We start from the raw sequence: 24,546 nt of genomic DNA, 5'->3' as shown, positions 1-24,546 counted from the left end.
CCGCGTGGTTGGGCGGTACGGCTCTTAATTCCAGCCGTTGTCACTCCGCGCGCCGACCGTGGCCGGGGTAGTCGCGCTCGAAGCGGTCGGTGATCTCCTCACGGGTAATCTCGATGAGCACCGGCCGACCATGCGGGCAGGCATAAGGATTCTCACAGTCGTCGAGGGCCGACAGCAGGTCAACAACTGAGCCCTCAGTGAGCGAGGTGTTGCCGGTCACCGAGGGATGACAGGCGAGATCGGCGAGCAACTCGTCGATGGCAGCTTCAACAGTTGCATCGCCGTCAGCTGATTCGACGACACCGAGCAGCGCGTCACGAAGGAACTCGGGTTCCAGTGTCGTCTCGAAGATCGCCGGGACACCGGTGACAGCAACCTCGCGGTCGCTGACGCGCTCGGCGCGGAAGCCGATCGCAGCGAGGTGGTCGGCAACCGACTCGAAGAGGGCTGCCTCGCGGGCGGTGAGTTCCAACGACACCGGCTCGGCGAGTGTCTGAGTTGCCGGCGACTCGCCAAGAGCAGTTTGGAGGCGTTCGTAGTTGACGCGCTCGTCGGCGGCATGCTGGTCGATCAACACCAGCCCATCGTCGGTCGCCGCCAGCAGATAGGTGTCATACAACTGGCCGAGCACCCGAAGGGCCGGCAACGTGTCATACCCCCGCTCGACGGTCGTCGACTCGCCGGTGAGCGTTCGCTGGGTCGTTGGCTGCGTTGGCTCGAAGTCCCGCGCGTCAGCGGGTGGGTGGGGAGTGGGGGTTTCGTCAGTGGCAGTACTGCCAGTCTCACCATGCTCGACTGGGGGGATTCGGCCGACGATTCCGCTGGTGTCGTCGCTGCGGTGGTGTCCGGCGTTGCGGGAGTATCTGTTGCGGGGGTGTCTGTTGCTGAGTCGTCTGCTGTCGACAGCTCACCTGCTGTCGACTGCTCGTCCGGTGTCGGCGAGTCGGCTGCTGTCACCGGATCGGTCGCCTGCTCGACGGATTCGGTCGGTGTCGACTCGGTCGCGATGTCGTCGACGACCCAACTGTCCTCCGCGCTTGGATCGACCGGCTCGGCAGAATCGACGCCGTCAGTGGGCTCTGTAGGCGTCGCCTCTGACTCCGAGGTCTGGGGATCGGCCGTATCGTCAGCGGCGTCGTTGACGGTGGAAGGTTCAACAGGAGAAGCGGTATCATCGCGGTCAGACGAACGATCGGCGTCGACATCGCCGACCCCAACAGCGTCACCAGCTTCACCACGGTCGCCACCGCCGACAGCGGTTGTGTCGGGGGATTCCGGCTCGATAGCTGTCTCCTCGGGTGCCGATCGCCCGCGGGGGGCCGACGAGCGGATCAAGCCATCCTCAAGCAGGGCGTCGGTCACAGCCTCGCGGACAGCGGATTCAACGGCATCCTCGTCGTCGAACCGTACCTCTGTTTTGCGCGGGTGGACGTTGACATCGACCGATCCTGGCGGGACATCGACAAAGAGCACAGCGAAGGGATATCGGTCAGGAGCCAGTTGGCCGCCGTAGGCGTCGACAACCGCGCCCCGCAGCAGCGACGCCGTCACGTATCGGTCGTTGACGAACGTCGCCAGATACGATCGAGTGCTTCGGGTCGTCTCCGGGTCGCTGACAAGCCCCGAGATGCGTGCAATTGGCCCATCGCTGTCTGGCTCATAGTCGACTTCGATCATCGCTTCGGCGACATCGCGGCCGTACACCGCGAGCACAGCCGAGCGCAGCGAGCCGGTGCCCTCGGTCGCAAACACTTCCCGGCCGTCGTGCTCGAAGGCGACGGCGACATCGGGGTTTGCCAGGGCATACTGGCTGACGACCGTGTTGACGTGATCGAACTCGGTGCGGTCGCGGTTGAGGAACTTCCGGCGGGCCGGCGTGTTGTAAAATAGGTCGTTGACTTCGACGGTCGTCCCGACCGGACAGCCGGCAGGATCGATCCCGCCGACATCGCCGCCGTCGACGGTGAGTTCGGCTCCCGAGGCGGCGTCGGCCGGCCGCGAGCGAACCGTTAGCCGGGAGACAGCACCGATCGTGGCGAGAGCCTCACCACGAAAGCCGAGAGTGCCGACACCGGCGTCGAGATCATCGATATCGCTGATCTTGCTCGTTGCGTGTTCGGCGACCGCCAGCGAGAGCTCGGATTCGGGGATTCCGTGGCCGTTATCGCGGACGCGGATGTGCTCAGTACCGCCACCTTCGATGGCGACGGCGATCCGGGTTGCACCCGCATCAAGGCTGTTTTCGATGAGTTCCTTGACGACGGAGGCAGGTCGTTCGACGACCTCGCCGGCCGCGATCCGCTGGACAGTCTGTTCGTCGAGATGGCGGATAGCACCGTCGGTGGGGGCAGCGTCCTCAGTCATCGGTGGCAGCCGTCTGTCCGATCGGCGACTCTTCGGCAGCCAACAGCCGATCGATCGCCGTCTGGTGGATACTCACCGTCAGAAACGCATCGCGGGCGGTCGACGGCGAGACCCACTCGTAATCACAGTGCTCGTCGCTGAGCTCAACATCGGTCGTCTCAGCCTCACAGTAGTAGACGACGCTGAACCGTCCGCGGCCAACGTCGTTGCGCCAGGCGGCGGTGTGGATCGGCTCGCCGACGGTCACCGAGAGGCCGGTCTCCTCGGTTACCTCCCGTTTCAGTCCGACGATCGGGGCCTCGGTCGCCCCCATCCGACCGCCGGGGAGTTCCCAGGTATCGGCGTCGACCTGCATCACCAGTAGCTCGTCGGCAGGCGATCGGATGAGTGCCTTCTGGCTGACTTCGGCGATCAACGGTTGGTCAGTCATCGGTAGGTGGGAGGTGTCGGCGGTGATTCACCTCGTCCGGCTGGCAGCCGACCACTCGGCTGCTGGCGGATCGATGGGAAGCGAACGATTGCATTAGCTGAGTTTTGTGGGTGAGCGGTATGAATCCATTGTTGCTTCCGTGTCATGTCAGCGCGCAGAGTGCGTTCTACGACACCGGAAGTTGACGGTACTCGTTGCCAGCGGTGACAGAACAGCACCGAAAGGAGTGGGGTGGATCGACGGTGAGCACTCAGGCGGTTCGCTCGACGCGCCACGTCGTCGCGCCGGTGTACGACCACCGTTCGATCGAGAGGTCGTCGATCGAGTCTTGGAGCTTGACGATCAGGGCACCGATCTCTTTGGCGGAGAGGCCGACTTCCTCAGCGATAAACTTGCTTTTGAAGTACATATCGCCGGCGTCGGCACGCTCACGCAGATAGTTGGCAAGCCGTGCCTCCTTCGATTGGGGGCTATCTACGTCGGGCGATTCCTCGGTCTGAACGGGTTGGGTCGTCGCAGTCATAGATTATGGTCTCTTATACTGGTGGCCAGCAAGCAATGCGAGCAGTTGACAACCGAGCAGTCCAAGGAAGACTGCCCCAGTGTGCGTGCCGATACCGAGGGAGAGGACTGGCAGGTAGACTGCCGGCAGGACGATCGCCGCCCAGAAGCCAAGCCAGCGGATCGGCTGGGTGAGCGACAGACTATAGGAGGCCTGCGGGGGCGACTCAGCTTCGGCCGGCGGCGACCGACCAACGGTTGATGGGGAACCTGTCATTGAGTGCTCACCGTCTACCCGTGTCAACAGGCCGTACCCATATATAATAGCCCGAGCGTTCGGGAGAATTCATCGTCTAAAACGTCGTAAAACGTACTCAACTGATAGTTTATAATTCGCTCAAACGGCGTTAGACCTTTTACAATTGTATCTCAGCCACTTACTTTCCTACAAGCAAAAATCACCGGTGAATGAACGACCACCGTGTTTAAATATGAGTTTCGGTGCCGCTCAGTGCTGGACGTCATCAGCGTCGGCGAGCTGTTCTTGCCACTGCTGTACCTTCGCCATCAGCTCGACCGGCGGTGTTTCATCGATATCGGTCGCCTCTAACTCCGAGAGTACCGATGTGACCGCCGGATCGGGCGCCTCACTCGTCTCGGTTGCCGCGGCAGCGTCCGCACCGTTGTTGGCCGCCCGAAACTCACCCGCACTCAGATCAAAAACCGCCTGTGTCGGCTCATCGGAGCCGCTGCCTTTCGCTTCGACAGCCTTCTCCGACCGAAGTTTGTCGAGGACATCGCGCGCGCGGCCAACAACAGGATCAGGGACGCCCGCAAGATCGGCGACGTGAATCCCATAGGAGCGGTCTGTCGCGCCCGCTTCGACCGTCCGGAGGAAGGTGATCTCCTCGTTGCTCTCGCCCTCGTTGGCGACGGCGACGTGGACGTTGCCAACGCGGTCGAGATGGGAGGCCAGCGCGGTTAGCTCATGGTAGTGGGTCGCAAACAAACAGTGACAGCCGATTCGGTTGTGAATATACTCTGTTGCGGCCCATGCGATCGAAATCCCATCGTAGGTCGCGGTGCCACGACCGACTTCGTCGAGGATCACCAGCGATTCGTCGGTCGCCGAATGGAGGATGTTGGAGAGCTCCTGCATCTCAACCATGAACGTCGATCGACCCTGGGCGAGCTCATCGAGTGCGCCAACGCGGGTGTAGATCCCGTCGACGACGCCGACGGTCGCCGCGTCGGCGGGAACAAAGCTGCCAACCTGTGCGAGTAAGGTAATCAGCGCGGCCTGTCGCATGTAGGTCGATTTCCCGCTCATGTTCGGCCCCGTCACAAGCAGAAAGCCGCGGTCGTCGTCAAGCCGGAGGTCGTTAGGCACGAACTCGGTGGCCTGTTCGACGACGGGATGGCGACCAGCCGTGATGTCGAGAGTTCCCGGCTCGGCCAGTGTCGGGCGGCACCAGCCGTTGGCGGCGGCGTGAGTTGCCAGCGAGCAGTAGACATCGAGTTCGGCGATAGCTCGGCCCACGTCTTGCAGCAACGCTGCCTGCTCGGCAACGGTTTCGCGGAGTGCCTCAAAGAGCTCATATTCGAGGTCGCCGCGCTGTTCTTCCAAGCGAAGGATTTCGCGCTCACGCTCGGCTAACTCGTCGGTGACAAACCGTTGTGAGTTTTTCAGCGTCTTGACGTGCGAGAAGGAATCGGGGACGGCGTCGGCTTCCGACTGGCCGACCTGGACGTAGTAGCCGTCGGTTTTGTTGCGGCCGACCGAGACGTGGGTGAGTCCATGTCGCTGTTTGAGACGGTCAGCCAGCCCATCGAGCCACTCCTTGGCGGCCTCATGTTGGTCGATGAGATCATCGAGGTCGTCGTCGTAGCCGCGTTTGAAAAGTTCGCCCTGTGTCACCGTCTGTGGTGGATCCGCAACGATGGCATCGCCCAGCGTTGCCCGAAGGTCGGCTGCGGCGTCCCGGTCGATGTCGGCGAGAACGCCGGGTAGTGGCGAGTCTGCGAGTTCACCATCCGTGAGTTCACTGGCGATATCGGGCAGCAGTGCCAGCGTGTCACGGATCGATAGCAACTCGGTTGCGCCCGCGCTCCCGCTGGCGACGCGGCTGGCGAGGCGTTCGAGATCGCTCGCGCCCGCAAGCGTTTCCTGGAGTCGTTGGCGGGAAAGCGCGGCCGAGGCGACGGCGGCGACGCTGTCGAGGCGGCGATCCAACGTTGTGTGGTCGCGACGCGGCCGGGTCAGCCACTCCCGCAGCAGGCGACGCCCCGGACTCGTTTCGGTGTGATCGAGCGTCGCCAACAACGAGCCGTCGCTGTCGCCCTGCATCGTCTCAACGAGTTCGAGGTTGCGCTGGGTCGTCGCATCGAGCGTCAGATGGTCGTCGGCTGTATACGGCTGAAGCCGGGTCATCGATTGCCGGACGCCGACGCCAGTTTCGGCGACGTACGCGAGAATTGCACCCGCAGCCCGACGGGCCAACTCGGAGTCCAGCCCGATGCTGTCGGCGGTTTCGTCGCCGAACTGTTCGGTGACGGCATGGGTCGCTCGTCCGGGCGCAAAGGCATCGGTGGTGTGCAGCGTCACCTCGGCGTTGCTGCGGTCGGTGACCGCATCGAGGAACGCGTCGTCGGTGCGGACGGCCGGGCCAGGCAGCAGTTCGACGGGGTCGAACCGATAGCATTCGGCGACCGCGCTGTCGGCATCTGCGACCTCGGTGACAAGGAACTGGCCGGTTGTGATGTCGGCGAAGGCAAGTCCGTAGGGGCCGCTGTCGGCGGCGTTGTCGTCGGCAGCGGGTGCGACGACCGCTGCGAGATACTGGGCGTCGCTGTCGGCGGTTTCCAGCAGTGTGCCGGGCGTGACGCGGCGGGTGATTTCTCGGTAGAAGTCGCCCGAATCATCTTCGAACTGGTCGGCGACAGCGACGGTGTAGCCGCGTTCGACGAGCGCGGTGAGGTACGGTTGGAGTTCCGAGACCGGTACGCCAGCCATCGGGTAGGATTCGCCGCCGGAGGATTTCGTGGAGGTTGTCAGATCCAGTTCGGCAGCCACACACTCGGCGTCATCGTCGAAAAACTCGTAGAAATCGCCGCACTGCATCGCCACCAGATCGGCGTCGCTGTCGGCCTTCAGCGCGTGAAACTGGCCGACGATTCCCTGAGACATACCGGCCGTGGGGCGGACAGTCGCTAAAACGCTACGATGCAGGTGGCAGTGGTGCCGCCGTCACTCCGTAATTAGCGCGTCGTGAAGCCCCACCAGCCGCTTGCGGAGCGTCGCCGCCGTGGGTGCAGCCACGATCACCGCGGGCTGTCGATCCGCACCACCGGCGTCGATGATCGCTGCTGGGGGCGCGTCAGCATCGTCGAGTGCGGTTGCGACGACCTCGGTCGCGCTCGCCCCTGAACCGCGGACGACCGCCCCATCGAGTGTGTCGAGAGCTTGCTCGACAGCGTCGTCAAGGCGACAGGTGGCCGCAAACCGGAGCGCGGGGAACGCCTCGCGGGCAGCTAAGAGCTGGTGGGCGAGGTCGCTGCCGACACCGGATCGAACCCCGGCGTTGTGTCGGATCCCGGTTCGCGTTTGGCTGAGGCGGCCGTCAACACCGACAACCTCGGCGGCTGACTCGGCGTATCGGGTCGCACCAACGACATTCATGCCGCCGGCGGGAACGAGGGGTTCGACGTTGGCCTTGACCAGTCGGGCGACGATCCGCTCGACGGCGGCGGTTGTCGCCTCGCGGTCGGCGCGTTCGCGCATCTCGACGAGGTGGTGGACTGAGCCCGGGCCGCTTCCGGCATCGATCCCGTAGCGGACGGCCCGCTCCATGAACGCGACGCCGCCGGCGACGGCCTCGGTGAGCGTTTCCTCGTGGGCCAAGCGGGCGGCGATAGCACTGGAGAGCGTACAGCCCGAGCCATGCGTCGCGTCGGTGTCGATGCGCGGGTGGCTGAACCCTTCGGTGTGGGTTGCGTCGGTGGCTGACTCGTCGATGACGAGCGTGTCGACAACGTCGTCGCCGTCGATGTGGCCGCCCTTCACGAGCGCGGCGTCAGCCCCTAACTCGACGATATCGCGGCCCGCGGCCTCGGCGGCGTCGACGCTATCGACCGTCCGGTCGGTCAGCAGTTCGGCTTCGTCGGCGTTCGGCGTCACGAGCGTCGCGTGATCGAACAACGCCTCGTAGGCGGCTTCGGCGTCCTCGCTCAGCAGGCGGTCGCCGGTCGCCGCGACCATGACAGGGTCGACGACAACCGGGCCGTCGAACTCGGCGAGGCAACCGGTGACGGTCTCGATCACCGCAGCGGTGGCAAGCATGCCGGTTTTGATCGCACCGACATCAAAGTCGTCGACGACGGCGTCGTACTGGGCGGCGATGTGGTCGGTCGGGAGGACGTTGATATCCTCGACACCGGTCGTGTTCTGGGCGGTCGTCGCCGTGATCGCCGAGGTGCCGAAGGCGTCGTGGGCTTCGATCGTTTTGAGATCCGCTTGGATCCCCGCGCCGCCGCCGGAGTCGCTGCCGGCGATGGTGAGGGTTACCGGCGGGGAGACAGGTGCGTGTGTACGCGTCATGGGTTGATTCGGATGCGAGAAGCGGTCGGTTGGGTGACACCACTCGTCATAGCTACCGATACGTCGGTTTCGGTAAAAAGTCGCGGGACTCACCGGGTGCTGTCGCCGTCGATCTCAGGCGTTCGGTTGTGGGTCGTTGATCCCGCAGCCGTCGCTGTAGTCGACCGCGGCGATCGAGTCGATGCTGTCCTCGCCGCAGACCGGGCAGTCCGGCGACTGCTGGTAGGGGACGCGTTCGGTCGCAAGTTCCATCGCATCATACGACAGCAGCGTGCCGACCAGCGGGTCGCCAACCCCGACCAGCAGTTTCACGGCTTCGGTCGCCTGCAGACAGCCGATGGTGCCCGGCAGCACACCCAACACGCCGGTCGTCGCACAGTCGGGGACGGTACCCGGATCAGGGGCCTCAGGAAACAGACATCGGTAGCAGGGCCCGTCGGGAACGAGCGTCGTGACCTGGCCTTCAAACTTGTAGACCGCGCCGTTGACCAGCGGAACCCCCGCCAGCCGACAGGCGTCGTTGAGCAGGTATCGCGTCGGGAAATTGTCGGAGCCATCGACAACGAGGTCGTAGTCGGCGATCAGTTCGGCGGCGTTGTCGGGGCTGAGGCGTCGGTCGTGGGTTTCGACCGTCACGTCGGGATTGAGGTCGGCGACGAACGCCGCCGCGCTCTCGACTTTCGGCCGGCCCACATCGCTGTCGGCGTGGATCACCTGTCGCTGGAGATTTGACCGCTCGACGACATCGTCATCAACGACACCAAGCGTGCCGACGCCGGCGGCCGCGAGATACTGGATAACCGGCGCGCCGAGGCCGCCCGCGCCGACGACGAGGACACTGCTATCCAGCAGTGTTGCCTGCCCCTCGGGGCCGATCTCGTCGGTGATGAGATGCCGCGAGTAGCGGTCAAGTTGGGTTGCATCCAGCGAGAGGCTCATAGCCCCAGGTTGGGCGACAGCAAAATAAGACCGCGGATGTCACTGCTCGGGTGGCTCAGTTGTTGGCCGGGACAGTAAACGGATCGTTCGTCGACTCGGTGTGTTCGATCACGTCGCCGTCCTCGTTTGTATCCGCGCCGTTCGTGTTGACCGTGTCGCGCTGGCCGGTCGCTCCCTCGGTGGCCACGTCCTCTTCAAGATCAAACTGCGAGAGGAGCGATTCGAGTTCGTCGGCCTCGCTGGCGAGTGATTCGACCGTCTCCGAAACGGTCGACAGCGACACCGTCTGCTGTTCGGCCGCCGACGCCGCGCTGGCGGCATCCTCGGCGGTCTCATCGCTGATGTCGGCGACCTCATCCACGACGGCCGCGACATCCTCTGCGGAGGTGGCCTGTTGGTCGGTCGCGTCGCTGATCTCGTGGACGCTGTCGCTCAACTCGGTGACGACCTCAGCGATCTCATCGAACCGACCCAGTGAGCGTTCGACGGCGTCGGTGCTCTCGCTGACGCGCTGGCTGGCTGATTCAACCTCGGCGATCGTGTCGTCGGATTGGGCCTGAATCTCTTCGAGGCGGTCGGCGATCTCACCGGCGGCGTCTTTCGTCTCCTCGGCGAGACTTTTGACCTCCTCGGCGACAACCGCGAAGCCATCGCCCTCCTCGCCGGCGCGGGCGGCTTCGATCGAGGCGTTGAGTGCGAGCAGGTTGGTCTGTTCGGCGATATCGGTGATCACCGAAACGATCTCGTCGACCTCGTCGATCCGGCTGCCGAGTGCCTCAACGCTGTCGGCGGCCTCGGTGATCTCGACTTCGATCTCATCGAGTTCCGCGATCGTATCGGTCACCTCTTGGCGGCCCTCGGTGGCGGCCTCGCTTGCGGTTTCGGCCGTTCGGCTGACCTCCTCGGCGGAGGCGGCGATCTCCTCGACGGTCGCCGACAGCGTGTTGACCTCGCTGACGGCGGCTTGGAGCTGCTCGCGTTGCTCGTCGGCTCCGGCGGCGATCTCGTCGGTGGCGGCGGCGATCTCGTCGCCCGCGCGGTCAAGTTCGGTCGTGCTCTCGACGACGCTGTCGGTCGATCGGGAGACCTCAGCGGCGAAGGCGGCGGTCTCGCCGAGGGATTCCTGGAGTGTTCGCAGCAGTTCGTTGTATCGCTCGATAACTACGGTGTAGGTGCCGTCCTCGTCGTTGACGACGGCGGGGTCGATGGTCGCCGTCAGATCGCCGTCGATGGCGGCGGTCGTCGACTCCTCGAAGGCCTCGACAAGGCGTTCAAGCCGGGCCGAGCGGGTTTCGACCTCGTTGGTGTGGGCTTCGAGGTTGTCAGCCATCCGGGTCAGCGATTCACCGAAGGGGCCGGGGACTGACTCATCGAGGGCGTCGTCGTCGAACTCCTGTTCGGCCAAGGCGTCAGCCTGTGCGGAGACCGTCGCAAGATAGGACTGCAGCGCGCTGAACGAGCGGGTGAGTTCGCCGACCTCGTCAGGCTGGTCGGTGGCGACGGCCTCAGTTTCGACGTGGCCCTCAGCGATTCGTCCGGCGGCGGTTTCGATGTCGGCCAGTGGGTCGATCAGATCCCGCTGGACGATCAGGGCTGTGTTGATAAACGCCACAGTCGCGCCAGTGAACAACAAGGCCTGGATCGCTGTCAGTACCGTTCCCGACAGGACGAACGGGAGCCCAAAGAGACCGATGGCGACGCTGAACTGGATCGCCACCGCTGCCAGCATCTTCCGACGGACGGAGTCGGTGATCCGGAGCCAGTCCATCGTCTTCCAGAGGACGGCTTCGTAGCTATCGAGCAGTGACATAACGTCCGGTACATCAGTCTAATATAAGAAAAAGATGTAGGTTATCACTGTCTGGGAATCGACAATTCGACGGAAAACAGCCCGAACCCGGGGCTCGATCGGTGAGCAGCGGTCGTGAGACCGAGGTGAGCAGCTACTTGCTGCGGTTGCGATCGCTGTTGACGCTCGGGCGCGCGTGCTCAGTCCCTTTCCCACGGGTCTGCATGCCGCGGCCTTTGTCGCCCGCGTTGGTGAGGCCACGGAACGCCCGACCCTTGTGTTGATCCTCGCAGATCCAGTTGAGGTCGTCGTCGGCCTCGATGGCGGGATGGTTCGGGTCGATGAGGATGACCTCGTGCCATTTCTGTGAGCCGTCTTCGCCGACCCAGTAGGAGTTCAGCACCCGGAGGTTGCGGTATTTCCGGGAGGCGCGCTCCTCGGCGATGCGCTGGATCGATTTCCGGCGGCCGATGCGGTTGACGCCCTGCCGTTTGGTACGGCGGCCGGCTTTGTGTCGCTGCTTGCGCGCCCCGCCCTTGCGGACGGACACGCGGGCGACAACGACGCCTTGTTTTGCTTTGTAGCCCTGCGAGCGAGCCTTATCGAGGCGGGTTGGGCGATCGACGCGTTCGATCGCTCCTTGGTTCCGCCATTCCTGTTTGCGCTGCCACTGTAGTTCGGCGAGTTTGCCCTCGCTTGGGCTCTCCCATGCTTCGCGGATGTGTGAGTAGACGCTTCGTGCCATAGTTGTCCTCGGGCGCTTGCGATTCAGTCGGTCAGGCCGACCACATTTCGTCCCGGCGAACCGGGTGCCCACTGGTAGCCCGTTACCGCAGTGAGTTGCCTGTTCTATCCCCGAAGCCCGTTTAACCGCTTCGGACTCGCCGCACCGCGGGACGGTGTCACACGGGCAGAAGTCACAGCGAGACGCTACGCTGGACAGTCGCTCTCGCTGACGGTCTGTCGCTCCGAACCCTGCAAAATCGCGTTCTGCCCGCCAGAGTCGAGATTTACCACGATCGCCCGGCCGCCGTAGCCGTGGGTCTGGTCGTGGCCGCGAACGACGACGCAGGTCACATCGTCGGGGATTTCGATTGTTCCGGATCGTTCGAACGGTTGTTCGTCATGTGGGTGTGTGAGATCACGGCGGCCGAGTTGTGTGCCATCAAGCGTTTCGACCTGCCACCAGTCGGCATAGCCATCCTCGCCAGCGTCGTCGTGGTGGAGACCAACAGTGAACGTACTCGCTCCGCCGTTGTCATCGACGACGACACTCACAACGTTGGCCTCGCGGAGATCCAACTCGCTGTCGTCGTCAGCGGTTGTCGGTTCGTTGTCGTCGCTTGAACTTCCAGATTCGTTTCCGTCGGTTTGCCCCCGGATTCGTTCTGCTCGACGCTGAAACAGCCAGCCAGCGTCGTCGACAGTGTGATCCCGCCAGTGACCGTGAGCACGTCGCGTCGATTCATGACCGGGATTCAGCCGCGATAGTGAAAAAGTCAGGTCTCAGTGTCACACAGCTCGCAAATATACTGCCCAACGTGGTCGTCCATCCGTCGCTTATAGCCGTTTTGGCGAGCCAGGCGATCCAACTCGCGGCTGACATAGGTGCCATACTGTACCGCTTTCTTGTCCGCGCCCGCGACAGAGTCCGGGAGGCCAACCGTCTCACGAGCAACCCGCCGCAGGGCAACCTTCCGCGCCTCAGGCGTCGCCAACAATTTGCCGGGCAGCCGCAACGCGGCGTCGACAACGCGATCCTGGAGGAATGGCGTCACCGGCTCGACGCCAGCGGCTGAGAGCCCACACACGTCGCGTTCCAGTTGGCCGGGGAGCGTCTCGATCGTCTCCCGCACTGCGCCGCGAACCGTGTCGCTGTCGACGCGGTGATCGTCGGCCGGCTCGACGACCTTCGAGTAGCCGCCAAAGAGTTCGTCCGCCCCCTGGCCGAGCGCGAGGCGATCGTAGCCGTCGGCTGCGGCCCGCTCGGCGACAACGAGCAGCGGCAGCGCGATCGTTGCGTCCATCGGATTTGTCCGGTCAATCGCAGCAGCGACCCGCGGGACGGCGTCGATCAGATCGTCGTGAGTGAGTTCGATGACCGTGAGGTCGGCGGCGCGGTCAATTGCGGCGGCAGCCTCGCGGGCGGCGGCGATGTCGTGGCAGCCCTCGAAGCCGACGACGTACAGTGGCGCGTCCGGGAAGCCGCTGGCGACAAGCGCTGAGTCGACCCCACCAGAGAAGGCGACGGCAACGTCGTCTGTGGCCGTCTTCTCGGTGTCGTCGACGCCGAGCGCGCCGAGGAGTGCGTCAGTCACAGCCGCCATCGCCGCGTCGCTGTCGGCGGCCGGCGGCTCCGGGAGCGTGAGTCTCGTCTCGTCGCCGGCGGCGGTGCGAACACCACCAGGTGGGACGACAACTGGATCCTCAAGGTCGCCAGGCGTGAACGCCCACGCGCCGGCGGCGGTCGGGTCGGCGGCGTCGGCCTCGCTGTAGACCGGCTGGCGTCCCAGTACATCCCGGACGAGGCAGTTGTCGAGACGGCCGCCGAAACCGTCCATCGCTGCCGGCCCAACGTTGCTCGCGCCAGGAAGCGGATCGCCAGCGTCGAGCGCGGCGCGGACAACATCGGGGTCAGCACCGCGAAGCGGCGGCTGTGGTGGCTGCCTCATCGGAACAACTCACGGATCGCCCGCTGGGCGCGGCGTTTCGCGCCGCCGCCGAACTGCCGGAGGCTAACGTGCCACGGCGTTCGGTGGCCGATAACGCTCGTGCGACCCCCGCGGATCGCATCGAGAATCGCGTCGGCGGTCGGCTCGTCGGCGTCGACCTCGGTGACCGCTTGACCGACCAGCTCGGAGATGTGGGCGTCGCTGCCGGCGGTCATCGGGAGTTCGCGTTCGAGGGCGAACTGTTCGGCTTGGCGGTTTGCCCGGCCGGTGAACAGCCGGGAGTTGTAGACCTCGATGGCGTCGGCTGAAGCGAGTTGGTCGTCGGTGATATGCGGAGCGACGCCGTGGCGGGATTTCTGGAACGGATGGGGGACGACGGCGATCCCGCCTTGATCGTGGATGCGATCGAGCGTCTCGTCGTAGGAGAGGCCCGGCGGGACGAGTTCGTCGATGCCTAAGGCGAGAATATGGCCGACCGCGCTGGTGACCTCCATACCGACAATGCCGACAAGGCCGTAGTCCGGTGCGCTCACCGCGGCCTCGATGCTGGCGTCGATCTCATCGTGGTCGGTGATCGCAAGCGCGTCGAGTCCGACAGCCGCGGCCTGTTCGAGCAACAGATCGACGGGGTCGCGGCCGTCATGGGAGCGTTCCGAGTGGGCGTGAAGCTCGACGCGAAACACATCGCTTCCTTCGTGGCGACGCTAATAACTCCCCCGTTTGCGTCGCGGTCGACAGGGGGCTGTCAGCGATCGGCTTAGCTGCTCGATCGCATGCTCGGGACGATCAACAGGATGGCGATAACGGTTGCCAGGACGACCGCACCGCCGTAGGCGACGGGCAAGGGGTTGCCAACTTCGATCCCGTGTTGGATTTCGGAGATGACAAACGCGGTGCCGGCCAGTGCCAACACGAGCCCCGCGCCGCCCCAGGTGATGTTCGCGTTCATACCCATGGCTGATTCCATCGGCCTACAAGGAGGTGTCGGATTCCAACGGGTGCCGATGGCCGCCAGCGGGCGCAACCGGAGAGGGAACCGGACGCAACGCCTATGGCCCCGTCGCTCCTATGGAGTGGTATGACCTTCCAACCCGACAGCGAACTGGACGCCGAGAACGTCCAGGAACGCGTCGATGAGGCGATCGAAAGCAACGATGTGGTGTTGTTCATGAAGGGGAATCAACTGATGCCGCAGTGTGGCTACTCGGCGAACGCCCTTGAGTTGATCAGCGAACACGTCACCGAGTTTGAGACCGTCGACGTGTTGCCCGCCCTCGACGAATACCGCGAAGCCCTATCGACTCACAGCGATTGGGAGACGATCCCCCAAACGTTCGTCGACGGCGAGTTTGTCGGCGGCAGCGATATTCTGACCGAACTCGACGAGCGCGGCGAACTCGAAGCGACGCTGACGACCTGAGCCCACACGAGGTCGCTGGCGACGCCGCCCACAGCCATCGGTCGCGGGCGGACACGAAAGGATAGCCCATATACCAGTGGGGGCCCTACAGTCGGTAGGTATCGGCACCCACGTCGACGACACCACCATCCAACATCATGACAGGCCGCGTATTCCGTCTCCACTCGACGCTTGAATTGCCGCTCGAAGACCTGAGGAGTATCTGGAGGATCCAGCACTCCCCGATGAGATCGACGAGGTGACACTCACCCGACGCAACAACACGTTAATCATCAACGCCGAGGCCAGCGACGAGAGCCTCAGCAAATACACCCCAACAGCCCAACTCAAAGCCAGCGTGACCGAAACCCGGGTCTACGAGGAGGAACCGCCGCGGGCCGGCGGGCCGAGCTGGGGCGACGAGGAGGAAGAAGAGATCCCCTCAGAACTCGTCGAGTTCGCCTGCTTCAAGGGCGACCGCGAAACCGTGCTCCAGAACACCGCCGTCCAGTACGGGATGTTTCAGGTGCTCACCGAGATCGCCAAGCTCTCTGAGAAAGGGACGCTGACAGCGATCTCCGAACACGACGGCGAGCTCGAAGCAACACGGATCGTCGAGGGCGAAAAACGACCCGCAACCGTCGAGGTCGTCGAAAACCCACAGAACAGTGCCGGGAAAAACGGTGTCGACTGGCGCGACAACGAGTTTATCGACGAATAGCGCGAGGACGTGTTTTTCTGAGACGCAGCCAGCAGCGACAACACGTTAGTCAGCCGCAGAATCACCGGCCGTGGCGTGGTCGGTGGCTGCGTCGGCAACGCCGTCTGCGGCCGGGGCCGCAGGGACGGTCGCAACCGTCGTGATCGCCTTCGGGCTACCGGGGCTGGCCTGTTGGATATGGTGTTCGAAGTCAGTGTAGCCGGCAGTCTCAAACATGCGGTCGGCCTCGTTTTCGTCGTAAAACAGCATGATCGCATCGGCGAGTTTCTGCATGACGACCGAGTTTGGATAGTCGGGGCCGACGACGAGGACGCGGCCGCCGGGCTTGGTGACCCGCCGGAACTCTTCGAGGGCGTCGATCGGGTTGGGCCAGTACTCGATCGAGCCTGACGACCAGAGGTGATCAAACGTGTCGTCAGCAAACGGGAGGCGTTCGGCGTCACCGCGGTGGAACCTCACCGTGTCGTGTTTGCCGAACTTGTCGAAGGCCTTCTCCATCTGGTGGATCGACTGGTCAAGACAGTACACGTTGTCGGTGTGTTGGAGCAGCCCTTCGGTCGCAAACCCGGTGCCTGAGCCCACATCGAGGACGCGGTCGTCGGGCTGGATGTCGAGCCACGCGATGGCCTCGTCGCGCATCTCGTCGTTCCAGATGAAGGGGTTGATGGTATCGTAAACCTTCGAGAGATATTTGTAGAACAGGCGCGCTCTGGCCTTGTTCTCAAGGATTCCCATGTCAATATTCCCTATGGGCGGCGTGACAATAACGGTACGGATTTGCTGAACACACGGAGCCGACACAGACCCATCGAACCGCCGAGACGTTCCGCAAACACCTTATATGCAGCTACTGCAATTCCGGATGATTAGTGAGCATGCCGAGACAAGAGGTTCTCAACGAGATCAAGGCGGCCGAGGACGACGCCGAGGAGATCGTTGCCGAGGCGGAAGCCGACGCCGAGGAACGCATCGCCGAGGCCCGATCCGAAGCCGACGAGATCCGCACGACGGCCGAGGAGGAGGCCGAACAGGACGCGGCCGACCAACTGGAGGCGGCCCACGAGGAGATCGACGCCCGCCGTGAGGAAATCCTCGAAGAGGGCGAGGCAGCCCGAGAGGAACTCGTCGAGGAGGCCCAAGACCGGATCGACGAGGCCGTCGAGTTGGCCATCGACCGCTTCGAGGAGGCCGTAAATGCTCAGACCTGAGCAGATGAGCAAGGTGTCGGTGACGGGTTCGAAACGCGTCATCGACGATGTCATCGAGGCTGTCCACGCGCTGAACCTGCTGGATCTGTCGGATTACGACGGCTCCTGGGAGGGCTTCGACGGCGGCCGCTCCTGAGAGCGCGGAGGAAACCAACGAGCAACTCGTCACCGTTCGCGCGCTCAAAAGCACGCTCGGGATCGAAGCCGGCGACGCCGGCCAGACCCGGATCGTCGACCGCGAGGAACTCAACGCCGAGCTGCCGGAGCTCCGCGACCGGATCAACGACCTCGACGACCAGCGCGGCGAGCTTGAAACCCAGATCCGCGAGATCAACGAGGAGATCGAGGCGGTCGCCCCCTTCGCCGAACTCGGCCTTGATTTGGCTCTCCTGAGCGGTTACGACTCCCTGGCTGTCCTCGTCGGCCACGGCGACCGCGACACCATCGCCGCGGAGCTCGACGACGAGGAGACGATCAACCGCTTCGAGATCTTCACGGGCGGCGACACACAAGCGATCTTCGCCCAGCCCGCCGAGGGGTACGACCCCACAAGTGAACTCATCGCCGACTCACTCGTCGGTGTCGAGTTCACGACGCTATCGGTGCCTGACGCCGAGACCTCTCCCAAGCAGTACGTCGCTGACCTCGAAAGCGAAAAGGAAACACTCGAAGCCGAACTCGGCGAGGTCGAAGCCGAGTTGGAAACGGTCAAAGCTGAGTCGGCTGGCTTCCTGCTCGCGGCTGAGGAGTATCTCGCCATCGAGGCCCAAAAGAAGGAGGCGCCACTGTCGTTTGCGACGACGACCAACGCCTTCGTCGCCGAGGGCTGGATTCCGACCGACCGCTACGACGACCTTGCGGCCACGCTCGATAGCGAGGTCGACGGCCCGGTCGATGTCGACGAGATCGAGCGCGCCGAATTCAAATCAAGCGGCGAGGCGCACGTCGAAGACCACGGCAGCGCGGCTGACGCTGATGCCGAGGCTGCTACCGATGGCGGCGAAGTCGTCGCCGACGGTGGTGGCGCGGTCACGATGAACGATGACGATCCGCCGATCATCCAGAGCAACCCCGGCATCGTCAAACCGTTCGAAGTGCTCATCGAAGCCGTCAGCCGGCCAAAGTACAACGAGTTCGATCCGACGGTCATCCTCTTTCTGACGTTCCCGGCCTTTTTCGGGTTCATGATCGGTGATCTCGGCTACGGGCTCATCTACATGGGGATCGGCTACTACCTGTATACGGCCTTCGACAGTCAGGGATTCAAGAGCATGGGCGGGGTCACCATCGCCGCCGGTGTGTTCACCGCTGTCTTTGGGATTCTCTATGGTGAGCTGTTCGGCTTACACGTGATTGCGACGTACTTCTGGGAAGGCGTCGTCGGCCTTGCCCACGCACCGATAGAGAAGGGTCTCTCGCCGGCTGGTGCCGACTGGGCCCGCGGCTGGCTCGTCGTCAGCGTGCTCGTCGGTGTTGTCCACCTCAATATCGCGTGGATTCTCGGCTTCATCGAGGACTTCCAGATTCACGACCTCAAACACGCGATCTACGAAAACGGCTCGTGGATCCTGATGATGAATGGGCTGTGGGTCTGGGTCTTCAGCGACGCGGTTCGCGGTGCCGTGCCGGAGTTCATCTACACCACCTTCGCTGCTGAGGGTGTGCTCCCACTCGGATTCAGTGGCTTCCCGGCGATGGGGCTGTTCAGCATTCCGGTGATTGGTGGCGAATTCACGATCCCGCTGTTGGTCTTCGTCATCGGGCTGTTCCTCTTGGCCCTCGGCGAGCCGATCGAGGTCGTCGAATTCCTGAACGTCCTTGTCAACGTGCTGTCGTACACCCGACTTGCGGCGGTGCTGCTCGCCAAGGCGGGGATGGCTTTCACGGTCAACCTCCTGTTTTTCGGCGTGTGGGTCACCGAAACGAGCCACGGTGCGGAGTGGCACTTCGGGCTTCAACACTCGCCGGCGTACTACCTCGAACAGGGCACCTATCACGGTGAGGCGGTCACCGGCGTGTTGTTCCCGGGACTCGTCCACGGGGAAGCCGCCTCGCTGTTGATCGGGATTCTCGTCCTCGTTCTCGGTCACATCCTCGTCCTCGCGCTTGGTGTGACGAGTGCCGGCCTGCAGGCAGTGCGTCTTGAGTACGTCGAGTTCTTCGGGAAGTTCTTCGACGGCGGCGGTCGTGAGTACACGCCGTTCGGCTACGAGCGGACGTACACGACCAGCGACGAATAACACCACCCGACGGCGTTTTTCTCTCAGCGGTTTTGCGGTACCCATTGAGATCGAGTGACCACAGCAGTGAGTGGGCCGAGAGCCGTTCGCAACCGCGAAGGCGGCTGTGAACCGCTCCCATAGGATTCGCTCGAAATCACCGTCTATGACCGTTCCAACCAGTGGGTTTGGGAAGCTTTATGCCCACGGTAAAACCAACAAGCAACTGTTCGGCGACAAGCCAACGCAACCAGAGCGGACGAGACACAATACATGAGTTTGGAACTTGCATCAGAGCTCGGTAACGTTGTACTGCAGACTGGACAATCCGGCGGCCCGGCACTCAGCCCATCGGCAGCGGCTGCCCTCGGTGTTGGACTGGCGGCCTTCGGCGCTGGCTATGCGGAGCGCGGCATCGGTGCGGCCGCAGTCGGCGCAATGGCCGAAAACGAGGATCTGTTCGTCAGAGGCCTGATTCTGACTGTCCTGCCCGAGACGCTCGTGATCCTCGCACTCGTTGCGATCTTCCTCGTCTAACGGGGCGTTCCTTTCACCAATGAGTTTGGAACACGTCGTAGACGACATCAAAGACGAAGCCCGCGCGCGTGCAGAGGAGATTCGTGCGGACGCCGAGGAGGAAGCCGAGGCCATCATCGCCGAGGCCGAGGCCGACGCCGAGGCGATCAAAGACGAGCGCGCCGCCGAGGTCGAGCGGCAGATCGACCAAGAGCGCGAACAGGCACTGTCGAGTGCGAACCTCGAAGCCAAACAGCAGCGGCTCGAAGCCCGTCGGGACGTCCTCGCCGATGTTCGCGAGGAGGTCGAAGCCGCATTGGTCGAGCTGTCGGGTGACCGCCGCGAGTCGCTTACCGAAGCGCTCATCGCAAACGCCGCGACGGAGTTCGATGACGACGCGACCGTCACCGTCTACGGGCGCGGCGACGATCAGGAACTCATCGAGGGGATCCTGACGGACTACGACGGGTTCAGCTTCGGCGGCGAGCGCGACTGCCTCGGCGGCGTGATCGTCGAGAGCGACACCTCACGCGTTCGGGTGAACAACACCTTCGACTCGGTTCTCGACACCGTCTGGGATGAGAACCTGAAGGAACTCTCAGAACACCTCTTCGAGCAATGAGCACGCCCGGCATGAACGCATCGTCCGGCTCGCCCGGTAGCTCGAACCCCGAGTACGTCACCGCCCGGGTGCGAGCCCGGCGGGGCGTGCTGTTCGACGACGACGAGTACAGCAAGCTCGTCCGGATGAGTCCCGCGGAGATCGCCCGCTACATGGAGGAATCCGAGTACGAACAGGAGATCAACGCCCTCGGCAGCCGCCACAGCGGCGTTGACCTCATCGAGTACGCGCTGAACCGCAATCTGGCGCGGCACTTCGATGCACTGCTGGGCTTCGCCGAGGGGCAGCTGTACGATCTCATCGCCCGCTACCTGCGAAAATTCGACGCCTGGAACGTCAAAACGGTGTTCCGCGGCGTCTACACTGACGCAGATAGCGAGGCCGTCGAGACCGATATGATCCGGGCCGGCGAGTTCGACGACGCCCTGATCAACCGCCTGCTTGAGGCCGGCACCGTCGAAGATGTCGTGACCGTCCTCGATGGCACGATGTTCGGCGACGCGGTCGACGCGGCCTTTGAGGACTTCCAGGAGAGCGAGACGCTGGTGCCGCTGGAGAACGCCGTCGATCGGGCGTTCTACGAACAGCTACTCGGCACCCTCCCCAGCGGGGAGGCGATCGATCTCTACCGGGAGTTCCTCGAAGCCGAGATCGACTTCCGGAACGTTCGCAACGCCCTGCGGCTTGCCCGCAGCGGCGCGGAGATCGACCCCGGCGAGTACTTCATCGATGGCGGGCGGCTGTTTTCGGCCAGCGAGATGACGACACTGGTCGAAAACACCGACGAGCTCGTCGCGCGGATCCGAGAGAGCCGGTACGGCACAAAGCTCTCCGAGCCACTCGATGAACTGGAGGCCGCCGATAGCCTCATCGACTTCGAGCGCGCCTTGGAGGGTGTGTTGCTACGATACTCCAAACAGCTCGGCAACGTCCATCCGTTGTCGATCTGTCCGGTCGTAGCCTACATCTTGATGAAGGAGCGGGAAGTAACCAACATCCGTGCCATCGCTCGCGGCCGCGAGGCCGGGCTGAGCGAGACGGCCATCGAACAGGAGTTGGTGATCCTATGAGCCAGGAGATCGCGGTCATCGGCAGCCCGGATTTCACCACCGGCTTCCGGCTGGCCGGCGTGCAGACGTTCGAAAACGTTCCCGACGACGAGAAGGACGACGCGCTTGACGACGCCGTCGAGCGTGTTCTCGACAACGAGAACGTCGGTATCATCGTCATGTACGACGACGATCTCGATCACCTGTCCCGCGGGACGCGGAAAGCAGTCGAAACCAGCGTCGAGCCAACGCTTGTCACCCTCGGTGGCGGCGCGGGCAGCGGCGATCTCCGCGGACAGATCAAACGCGCCATCGGCATCGATCTGATGGAGGAAGACGACTAACTATGAGTCAAGCAACCCAACAGGACGCCGCAACCGGCGTCATCGAAAGCGTCAGTGGGCCGGTTGTCACCGCCCGCGATCTCGACGCCCGGATGAACGACGTCGTCTATGTCGGCGACGAAGGGCTGATGGGCGAGGTTATCGAGATCGAAGGCGACGTGACAACCATCCAGGTGTACGAGGAGACCTCCGGGGTCGGCCCGGGCGAACCCGTCGAGAACACGGGCGAGCCGCTGTCGGTCGACCTTGGCCCTGGCATGCTGGATGCCATCTACGACGGCACCCAGCGCCCACTCGACGTGCTGAAGACAAGATGAACAGTGCGTTCCTCGACCGTGGGGTCGACGCCCCCGGCATCGACCTCGACAAGGAGTGGGAGTTCCAGCCCGAGGTCGAGGCAGGCGACGAAGTATCCGCCGGCGACGTGGTCGGCATCGTCGAGGAGACGGTCACCATCGACCACAAGGTCATGGTGCCACCGGACTACGAGGGCGGCGAGGTCGTCGCCGTCGAATCCGGCAGCTACACCGTCGAAGAGACGGTTGTCGAACTCGACAACGGCGAGGAGATCTCGATGCACCAGGAGTGGCCGGTCCGCCAGCCACGCCCGGCCGTCGAGAAGAAGACGCCGACGAAGCCACTCATTTCGGGCCAGCGCGTCCTTGATGGGCTGTTCCCGATCGCGAAAGGCGGGACGGCGGCGATTCCGGGGCCGTTCGGCTCGGGGAAAACCGTCACCCAGCACCAACTCGCCAAGTGGGCCGACGCCGACATCGTCGTCTACGTCGGCTGTGGCGAGCGCGGCAACGAGATGACCGAGGTCATCGAGGATTTCCCGGAACTGGACGACCCGAAAACCGGGAACCCGTTGATGGCCCGCACCTGCCTCATCGCCAACACCTCAAACATGCCCGTCGCAGCACGCGAGTCCTGTATTTACACGGGCATCACCATCGCGGAGTTCTTCCGCGACATGGGGTACGACGTGGCACTCATGGCCGACTCCACCTCGCGGTGGGCCGAGGCCATGCGGGAAATCTCCTCCCGGCTTGAGGAGATGCCCGGCGAGGAGGGCTATCCGGCCTACCTCTCGGCACGGCTCAGCCAGTTCTACGAGCGAGCCGGCTTCTTCGAGAACACCAACGGGACGACCGGCTCGGTGTCGGTCATCGGTGCCGTCTCGCCGCCCGGCGGTGACTTCTCCGAGCCAGTCACCCAGAACACGCTGCGAATCGTCAAAACGTTCTGGGCCCTCGACGCGGATCTGGCCGAACGCCGGCACTTCCCGTCGATCAACTGGAACGAGTCCTATTCGCTGTATCGGGATCAACTCGATCCATGGTTCGAGGAGAACGTCACCGAGGACTGGTCGGAGATCCGCCAGTGGGCTATCGACGTCCTCGACGAGGAAAGCGAACTCCAGGAGATTGTGCTTCGTCGGCAAGGACGCCCTGCCGGAGGATCAGCAGCTGACCCTTGAGATCGCCCGCTACCTCCGGGAGGCCTACCTCCAACAGAACGCCTTCCACCCAACGGATACGTTCTGCCCGCCGGAGAAGACCCACCTCATCCTGACGACGATCAAGACGTACAACGACGAAGCCTTCGAGGCCCTCGACGCCGGCGTGCCGGTCGAGGATCTCGTCTCGCTTGACTCCACGCCGCGGATCAACCGGATCGGCGTCCAGGAGGATTACGAGGCGTTCATCGAGGAACTCAAAGACGATATCACCGAGGAACTGCGGGGGATGTACTAATGAAAGAGTACGAGACAATCAACGAGATCAGCGGACCGCTCGTCTACGCCGAGGTCGACGAACCGATCGGCTACGACGAGATCGTCGAGATCGAGACCGACGACGGCCGCACGCTCCGCGGCCAGGTCTTGGAGTCCAGCGACGGCCTTGTGGCGATTCAGGTCTTCGAGGGCACCAGCGGGATCGACCGCAACGCATCCGTGCGCTTCCTCGGCGAGACGCTGAAGATGCCCGTCACCGAGGATCTGCTCGGCCGAGTCATGGACGGAACGGGCCAGCCCATCGACGGCGGCCCCGAGATCGTCCCTGAATCCCGCGAGGACATTATCGGCGCGGCGATCAATCCGTACTCCCGGGAGTATCCCGAGGAGTTCATCCAGACGGGTGTCTCAGCCATCGACGGCATGAACACCCTCGTTCGCGGCCAGAAGCTCCCGATCTTCTCCGCCTCTGGGCTGCCGCACAACGATCTGGCACTTCAGATCGCTCGGCAGGCCAGCGTGCCTGAGGAGGAAGAAGAGGGCGAAGAGGGCAGCGAGTTCGCTGTTATCTTCGGCGCGATGGGCATCACACAGGAGGAGGCCAACGAGTTCATGGACGACTTCGAGCGCACCGGCGCGCTGGAACGCTCCGTGGTCTTCGCCAACCTCGCGGACGACCCCGCCGTCGAGCGGACGGTCACGCCGCGACTCGCCCTGACGACCGCCGAATACCTCGCCTTCGAGAAGGACTACCACGTCCTTGTCATCCTCACGGACATGACGAACTACTGTGAGGCACTGCGCGAGATCGGTGCCGCCCGCGAAGAGGTGCCGGGTCGCCGTGGTTACCCGGGTTACATGTACACCGACCTGGCGACGCTCTACGAGCGTGCCGGTCGGATCCAGGGCCGTGAGGGGTCGGTGACGCAGATCCCGATCCTCACGATGCCCGGCGACGACGACACCCACCCGATCCCCGATCTGACGGGGTACATCACGGAGGGCCAGATCTACGTCGACCGCGACCTCAACAGTCAGGGCGTTCAGCCGCCCGTCAACGTCCTGCCCAGCCTTTCACGGCTGATGGACGACGGGATCGGCGAGGGCCTGACCCGCGAGGATCACGGCGACGTGGCCAACCAGATGTACGCCGCCTACGCGGAGGGTGAGAACCTGCGCGACCTGGTCAACATTGTCGGCCGCGAAGCACTCAGCGACCGAGATAACAAATATCTCGACTTCGCTGACGACTTCGAGACCGACTTCATCGACCAAGGGTTCGACACCAACCGCGAGCTTGAGGACACCCTCGATCTCGGCTGGGAGCTGCTCAGCAAGCTACCGAAAGAGGAGCTCAACCGGATCGACGAGGAGTTCATCGAGACCTACTACGTCGACGACGAGGGCGAGGAAGTCGAAGCGACCGCCGACTAACTCA

At 63.7% G+C, this 24,546-nt stretch carries 23 protein-coding genes and 3 pseudogenes; 10 read left to right on the top strand and 16 right to left on the bottom strand.

Annotated elements, in window-relative coordinates:
- Positions 1-40: 40 nt before the first annotated feature.
- The 15 genes from ACFQJB_RS12385 to ACFQJB_RS12315 all read right to left on the bottom strand — a co-directional run bounded on the left by ACFQJB_RS12385 (position 41) and on the right by ACFQJB_RS12315 (position 14,241).
- Positions 41-619 carry a hypothetical protein gene (locus ACFQJB_RS12385; RefSeq protein ID WP_379727750.1) on the bottom strand — a complete coding sequence of 193 codons (579 nt, stop codon included), beginning with the start codon at positions 617-619 and terminating at the stop codon, positions 41-43.
- On the bottom strand, positions 571-2,364 hold the full coding sequence (gene mutL / locus ACFQJB_RS12380) for a DNA mismatch repair endonuclease MutL (RefSeq protein ID WP_379727748.1): 1,794 nt from the start codon (positions 2,362-2,364) through the stop codon (positions 571-573). Before mutL ends, ACFQJB_RS12385 begins: the two co-directional genes overlap by 49 nt.
- Positions 2,357-2,794 (bottom strand): NUDIX hydrolase, encoded by a 438-nt coding sequence (locus ACFQJB_RS12375; protein ID WP_120101497.1) that lies wholly within the window; start codon positions 2,792-2,794, stop codon positions 2,357-2,359. Before ACFQJB_RS12375 ends, mutL begins: the two co-directional genes overlap by 8 nt.
- 250 nt (positions 2,795-3,044) lie before the next feature.
- A complete protein-coding gene (locus tag ACFQJB_RS12370; protein ID WP_379727746.1) occupies positions 3,045-3,317 on the bottom strand; it encodes a DUF7123 family protein in 273 nt (90 codons plus the stop codon).
- Between the two features lie 3 nt (positions 3,318-3,320).
- A complete protein-coding gene (locus ACFQJB_RS12365) occupies positions 3,321-3,572 on the bottom strand; it encodes a hypothetical protein (protein WP_379727744.1) in 252 nt (83 codons plus the stop codon).
- 231 nt (positions 3,573-3,803) lie between these two features.
- Positions 3,804-6,482 carry a DNA mismatch repair protein MutS gene (gene mutS / locus ACFQJB_RS12360; protein WP_379727742.1) on the bottom strand — a complete coding sequence of 893 codons (2,679 nt, stop codon included), beginning with the start codon at positions 6,480-6,482 and terminating at the stop codon, positions 3,804-3,806.
- A 60-nt stretch (positions 6,483-6,542) separates the two neighbouring features.
- Positions 6,543-7,892 carry a bifunctional hydroxymethylpyrimidine kinase/phosphomethylpyrimidine kinase gene (gene thiD / locus ACFQJB_RS12355; protein ID WP_379727740.1) on the bottom strand — a complete coding sequence of 450 codons (1,350 nt, stop codon included), beginning with the start codon at positions 7,890-7,892 and terminating at the stop codon, positions 6,543-6,545.
- 114 nt (positions 7,893-8,006) lie between these two features.
- Positions 8,007-8,831: an SAMP-activating enzyme E1 gene (gene ubaA / locus ACFQJB_RS12350; RefSeq protein WP_379727738.1), complete on the bottom strand. Its 825-nt coding sequence runs from the start codon at positions 8,829-8,831 to the stop codon at positions 8,007-8,009.
- Positions 8,832-8,886: 55 nt separating this feature from the next.
- Entirely contained in the window at positions 8,887-10,641 is a 1,755-nt protein-coding gene (locus ACFQJB_RS12345; RefSeq protein ID WP_120101490.1) for a methyl-accepting chemotaxis protein, read from the bottom strand.
- A gap of 133 nt (positions 10,642-10,774) precedes the next feature.
- Positions 10,775-11,365, bottom strand: coding sequence for a 50S ribosomal protein L15e (locus tag ACFQJB_RS12340; RefSeq protein WP_120101489.1), 591 nt, complete (start codon positions 11,363-11,365; stop codon positions 10,775-10,777).
- A 185-nt stretch (positions 11,366-11,550) separates the two neighbouring features.
- Entirely contained in the window at positions 11,551-11,922 is a 372-nt protein-coding gene (locus tag ACFQJB_RS12335; protein ID WP_379727736.1) for a hypothetical protein, read from the bottom strand.
- The gene (locus ACFQJB_RS12330) at positions 11,895-12,089 is read right to left on the bottom strand and encodes a hypothetical protein (RefSeq protein WP_379727734.1); all 195 of its coding nucleotides are present in this window, start codon (positions 12,087-12,089) and stop codon (positions 11,895-11,897) included. The genes ACFQJB_RS12335 and ACFQJB_RS12330 overlap by 28 nt, the downstream gene beginning before the upstream one ends.
- Positions 12,090-12,119: 30 nt before the next feature.
- Positions 12,120-13,292 carry an asparagine synthase C-terminal domain-containing protein gene (locus ACFQJB_RS12325; protein WP_379727732.1) on the bottom strand — a complete coding sequence of 391 codons (1,173 nt, stop codon included), beginning with the start codon at positions 13,290-13,292 and terminating at the stop codon, positions 12,120-12,122.
- A complete protein-coding gene (locus tag ACFQJB_RS12320) occupies positions 13,289-13,975 on the bottom strand; it encodes a PHP domain-containing protein (protein WP_379727730.1) in 687 nt (228 codons plus the stop codon). Before ACFQJB_RS12320 ends, ACFQJB_RS12325 begins: the two co-directional genes overlap by 4 nt.
- A gap of 74 nt (positions 13,976-14,049) precedes the next feature.
- Positions 14,050-14,241: a hypothetical protein gene (locus tag ACFQJB_RS12315; RefSeq protein WP_379727728.1), complete on the bottom strand. Its 192-nt coding sequence runs from the start codon at positions 14,239-14,241 to the stop codon at positions 14,050-14,052.
- A 129-nt stretch (positions 14,242-14,370) separates the two neighbouring features.
- Between ACFQJB_RS12315 and ACFQJB_RS12310 the strand changes: the two genes are divergently transcribed.
- Positions 14,371-14,712: a glutaredoxin family protein gene (locus ACFQJB_RS12310; protein ID WP_379727726.1), complete on the top strand. Its 342-nt coding sequence runs from the start codon at positions 14,371-14,373 to the stop codon at positions 14,710-14,712.
- 137 nt (positions 14,713-14,849) lie between these two features.
- Positions 14,850-15,412 (top strand): annotated as a pseudogene (locus ACFQJB_RS12305) (hypothetical protein).
- 45 nt (positions 15,413-15,457) lie between these two features.
- Here the strand turns inward: ACFQJB_RS12305 and ACFQJB_RS12300 are convergent.
- A complete protein-coding gene (locus ACFQJB_RS12300) occupies positions 15,458-16,147 on the bottom strand; it encodes a methyltransferase domain-containing protein (protein ID WP_379727724.1) in 690 nt (229 codons plus the stop codon).
- 140 nt (positions 16,148-16,287) lie between these two features.
- Between ACFQJB_RS12300 and ahaH the strand changes: the two genes are divergently transcribed.
- From ahaH to ACFQJB_RS12260, 8 genes and pseudogenes are all read left to right on the top strand, one after another.
- Positions 16,288-16,620, top strand: a complete 333-nt coding sequence (gene ahaH, locus ACFQJB_RS12295) for an ATP synthase archaeal subunit H (protein ID WP_379727722.1) — start codon at positions 16,288-16,290, stop codon at positions 16,618-16,620.
- A pseudogene (locus tag ACFQJB_RS12290) lies at positions 16,607-18,860 on the top strand (V-type ATP synthase subunit I). Before ahaH ends, ACFQJB_RS12290 begins: the two are co-directional and overlap by 14 nt.
- 252 nt (positions 18,861-19,112) lie before the next feature.
- Positions 19,113-19,376, top strand: coding sequence for a F0F1 ATP synthase subunit C (locus ACFQJB_RS12285; RefSeq protein ID WP_142978655.1), 264 nt, complete (start codon positions 19,113-19,115; stop codon positions 19,374-19,376).
- Between the two features lie 19 nt (positions 19,377-19,395).
- Positions 19,396-19,977 (top strand): V-type ATP synthase subunit E, encoded by a 582-nt coding sequence (locus tag ACFQJB_RS12280; RefSeq protein ID WP_379727720.1) that lies wholly within the window; start codon positions 19,396-19,398, stop codon positions 19,975-19,977.
- A gap of 11 nt (positions 19,978-19,988) precedes the next feature.
- Positions 19,989-21,047, top strand: coding sequence for a V-type ATP synthase subunit C (locus tag ACFQJB_RS12275; RefSeq protein ID WP_120101792.1), 1,059 nt, complete (start codon positions 19,989-19,991; stop codon positions 21,045-21,047).
- Positions 21,044-21,370, top strand: coding sequence for a V-type ATP synthase subunit F (locus ACFQJB_RS12270; RefSeq protein WP_120101451.1), 327 nt, complete (start codon positions 21,044-21,046; stop codon positions 21,368-21,370). Before ACFQJB_RS12275 ends, ACFQJB_RS12270 begins: the two co-directional genes overlap by 4 nt.
- A 2-nt stretch (positions 21,371-21,372) precedes the next feature.
- Positions 21,373-23,127 (top strand): annotated as a pseudogene (locus ACFQJB_RS12265) (ATP synthase subunit A).
- Positions 23,127-24,542 (top strand): ATP synthase subunit B, encoded by a 1,416-nt coding sequence (locus tag ACFQJB_RS12260; protein ID WP_379727717.1) that lies wholly within the window; start codon positions 23,127-23,129, stop codon positions 24,540-24,542. The pseudogene ACFQJB_RS12265 and the gene ACFQJB_RS12260 overlap by 1 nt, the downstream one beginning before the upstream one ends.
- Positions 24,543-24,546 lie beyond the last annotated feature (4 nt).

The organism is Halonotius sp. GCM10025705, assembly GCF_042662885.1.
Taxonomy (GTDB): Archaea; Halobacteriota; Halobacteria; order Halobacteriales; family Haloferacaceae; genus Halonotius; species Halonotius aquaticus.
Note: the sequence above shows the minus strand (reverse complement) of the source record. Positions and strands in the feature narration are given on the sequence as shown.

Bases quoted from the DNA above. Each gene is read 5' to 3' on its own strand.
- ACFQJB_RS12375 (WP_120101497.1), bottom strand. From the start codon at position 2,794: ATGACTGACCAACCGTTGATCGCCGAAGTCAGCCAGAAGGCACTCATC.
- ACFQJB_RS12340 (WP_120101489.1), bottom strand. From the start codon at position 11,365: ATGGCACGAAGCGTCTACTCACACATCCGCGAAGCATGGGAGAGCCCA.
- ACFQJB_RS12280 (WP_379727720.1), top strand. From the start codon at position 19,396: ATGAGTTTGGAACACGTCGTAGACGACATCAAAGACGAAGCCCGCGCG.
- ubaA (WP_379727738.1), bottom strand. From the start codon at position 8,831: ATGAGCCTCTCGCTGGATGCAACCCAACTTGACCGCTACTCGCGGCAT.
- ACFQJB_RS12345 (WP_120101490.1), bottom strand. From the start codon at position 10,641: ATGTCACTGCTCGATAGCTACGAAGCCGTCCTCTGGAAGACGATGGAC.
- ACFQJB_RS12270 (WP_120101451.1), top strand. From the start codon at position 21,044: ATGAGCCAGGAGATCGCGGTCATCGGCAGCCCGGATTTCACCACCGGC.
- ACFQJB_RS12370 (WP_379727746.1), bottom strand. From the start codon at position 3,317: ATGACTGCGACGACCCAACCCGTTCAGACCGAGGAATCGCCCGACGTA.
- ACFQJB_RS12275 (WP_120101792.1), top strand. From the start codon at position 19,989: ATGAACGCATCGTCCGGCTCGCCCGGTAGCTCGAACCCCGAGTACGTC.
- ACFQJB_RS12285 (WP_142978655.1), top strand. From the start codon at position 19,113: ATGAGTTTGGAACTTGCATCAGAGCTCGGTAACGTTGTACTGCAGACT.
- ACFQJB_RS12300 (WP_379727724.1), bottom strand. From the start codon at position 16,147: ATGGGAATCCTTGAGAACAAGGCCAGAGCGCGCCTGTTCTACAAATAT.
- ACFQJB_RS12310 (WP_379727726.1), top strand. From the start codon at position 14,371: ATGACCTTCCAACCCGACAGCGAACTGGACGCCGAGAACGTCCAGGAA.
- thiD (WP_379727740.1), bottom strand. From the start codon at position 7,892: ATGACGCGTACACACGCACCTGTCTCCCCGCCGGTAACCCTCACCATC.
- ACFQJB_RS12325 (WP_379727732.1), bottom strand. From the start codon at position 13,292: ATGAGGCAGCCACCACAGCCGCCGCTTCGCGGTGCTGACCCCGATGTT.
- ACFQJB_RS12365 (WP_379727744.1), bottom strand. From the start codon at position 3,572: ATGACAGGTTCCCCATCAACCGTTGGTCGGTCGCCGCCGGCCGAAGCT.
- ACFQJB_RS12260 (WP_379727717.1), top strand. From the start codon at position 23,127: ATGAAAGAGTACGAGACAATCAACGAGATCAGCGGACCGCTCGTCTAC.
- ACFQJB_RS12330 (WP_379727734.1), bottom strand. From the start codon at position 12,089: ATGAATCGACGCGACGTGCTCACGGTCACTGGCGGGATCACACTGTCG.
- ahaH (WP_379727722.1), top strand. From the start codon at position 16,288: ATGCCGAGACAAGAGGTTCTCAACGAGATCAAGGCGGCCGAGGACGAC.
- mutS (WP_379727742.1), bottom strand. From the start codon at position 6,482: ATGTCTCAGGGAATCGTCGGCCAGTTTCACGCGCTGAAGGCCGACAGC.
- mutL (WP_379727748.1), bottom strand. From the start codon at position 2,364: ATGACTGAGGACGCTGCCCCCACCGACGGTGCTATCCGCCATCTCGAC.
- ACFQJB_RS12315 (WP_379727728.1), bottom strand. From the start codon at position 14,241: ATGAACGCGAACATCACCTGGGGCGGCGCGGGGCTCGTGTTGGCACTG.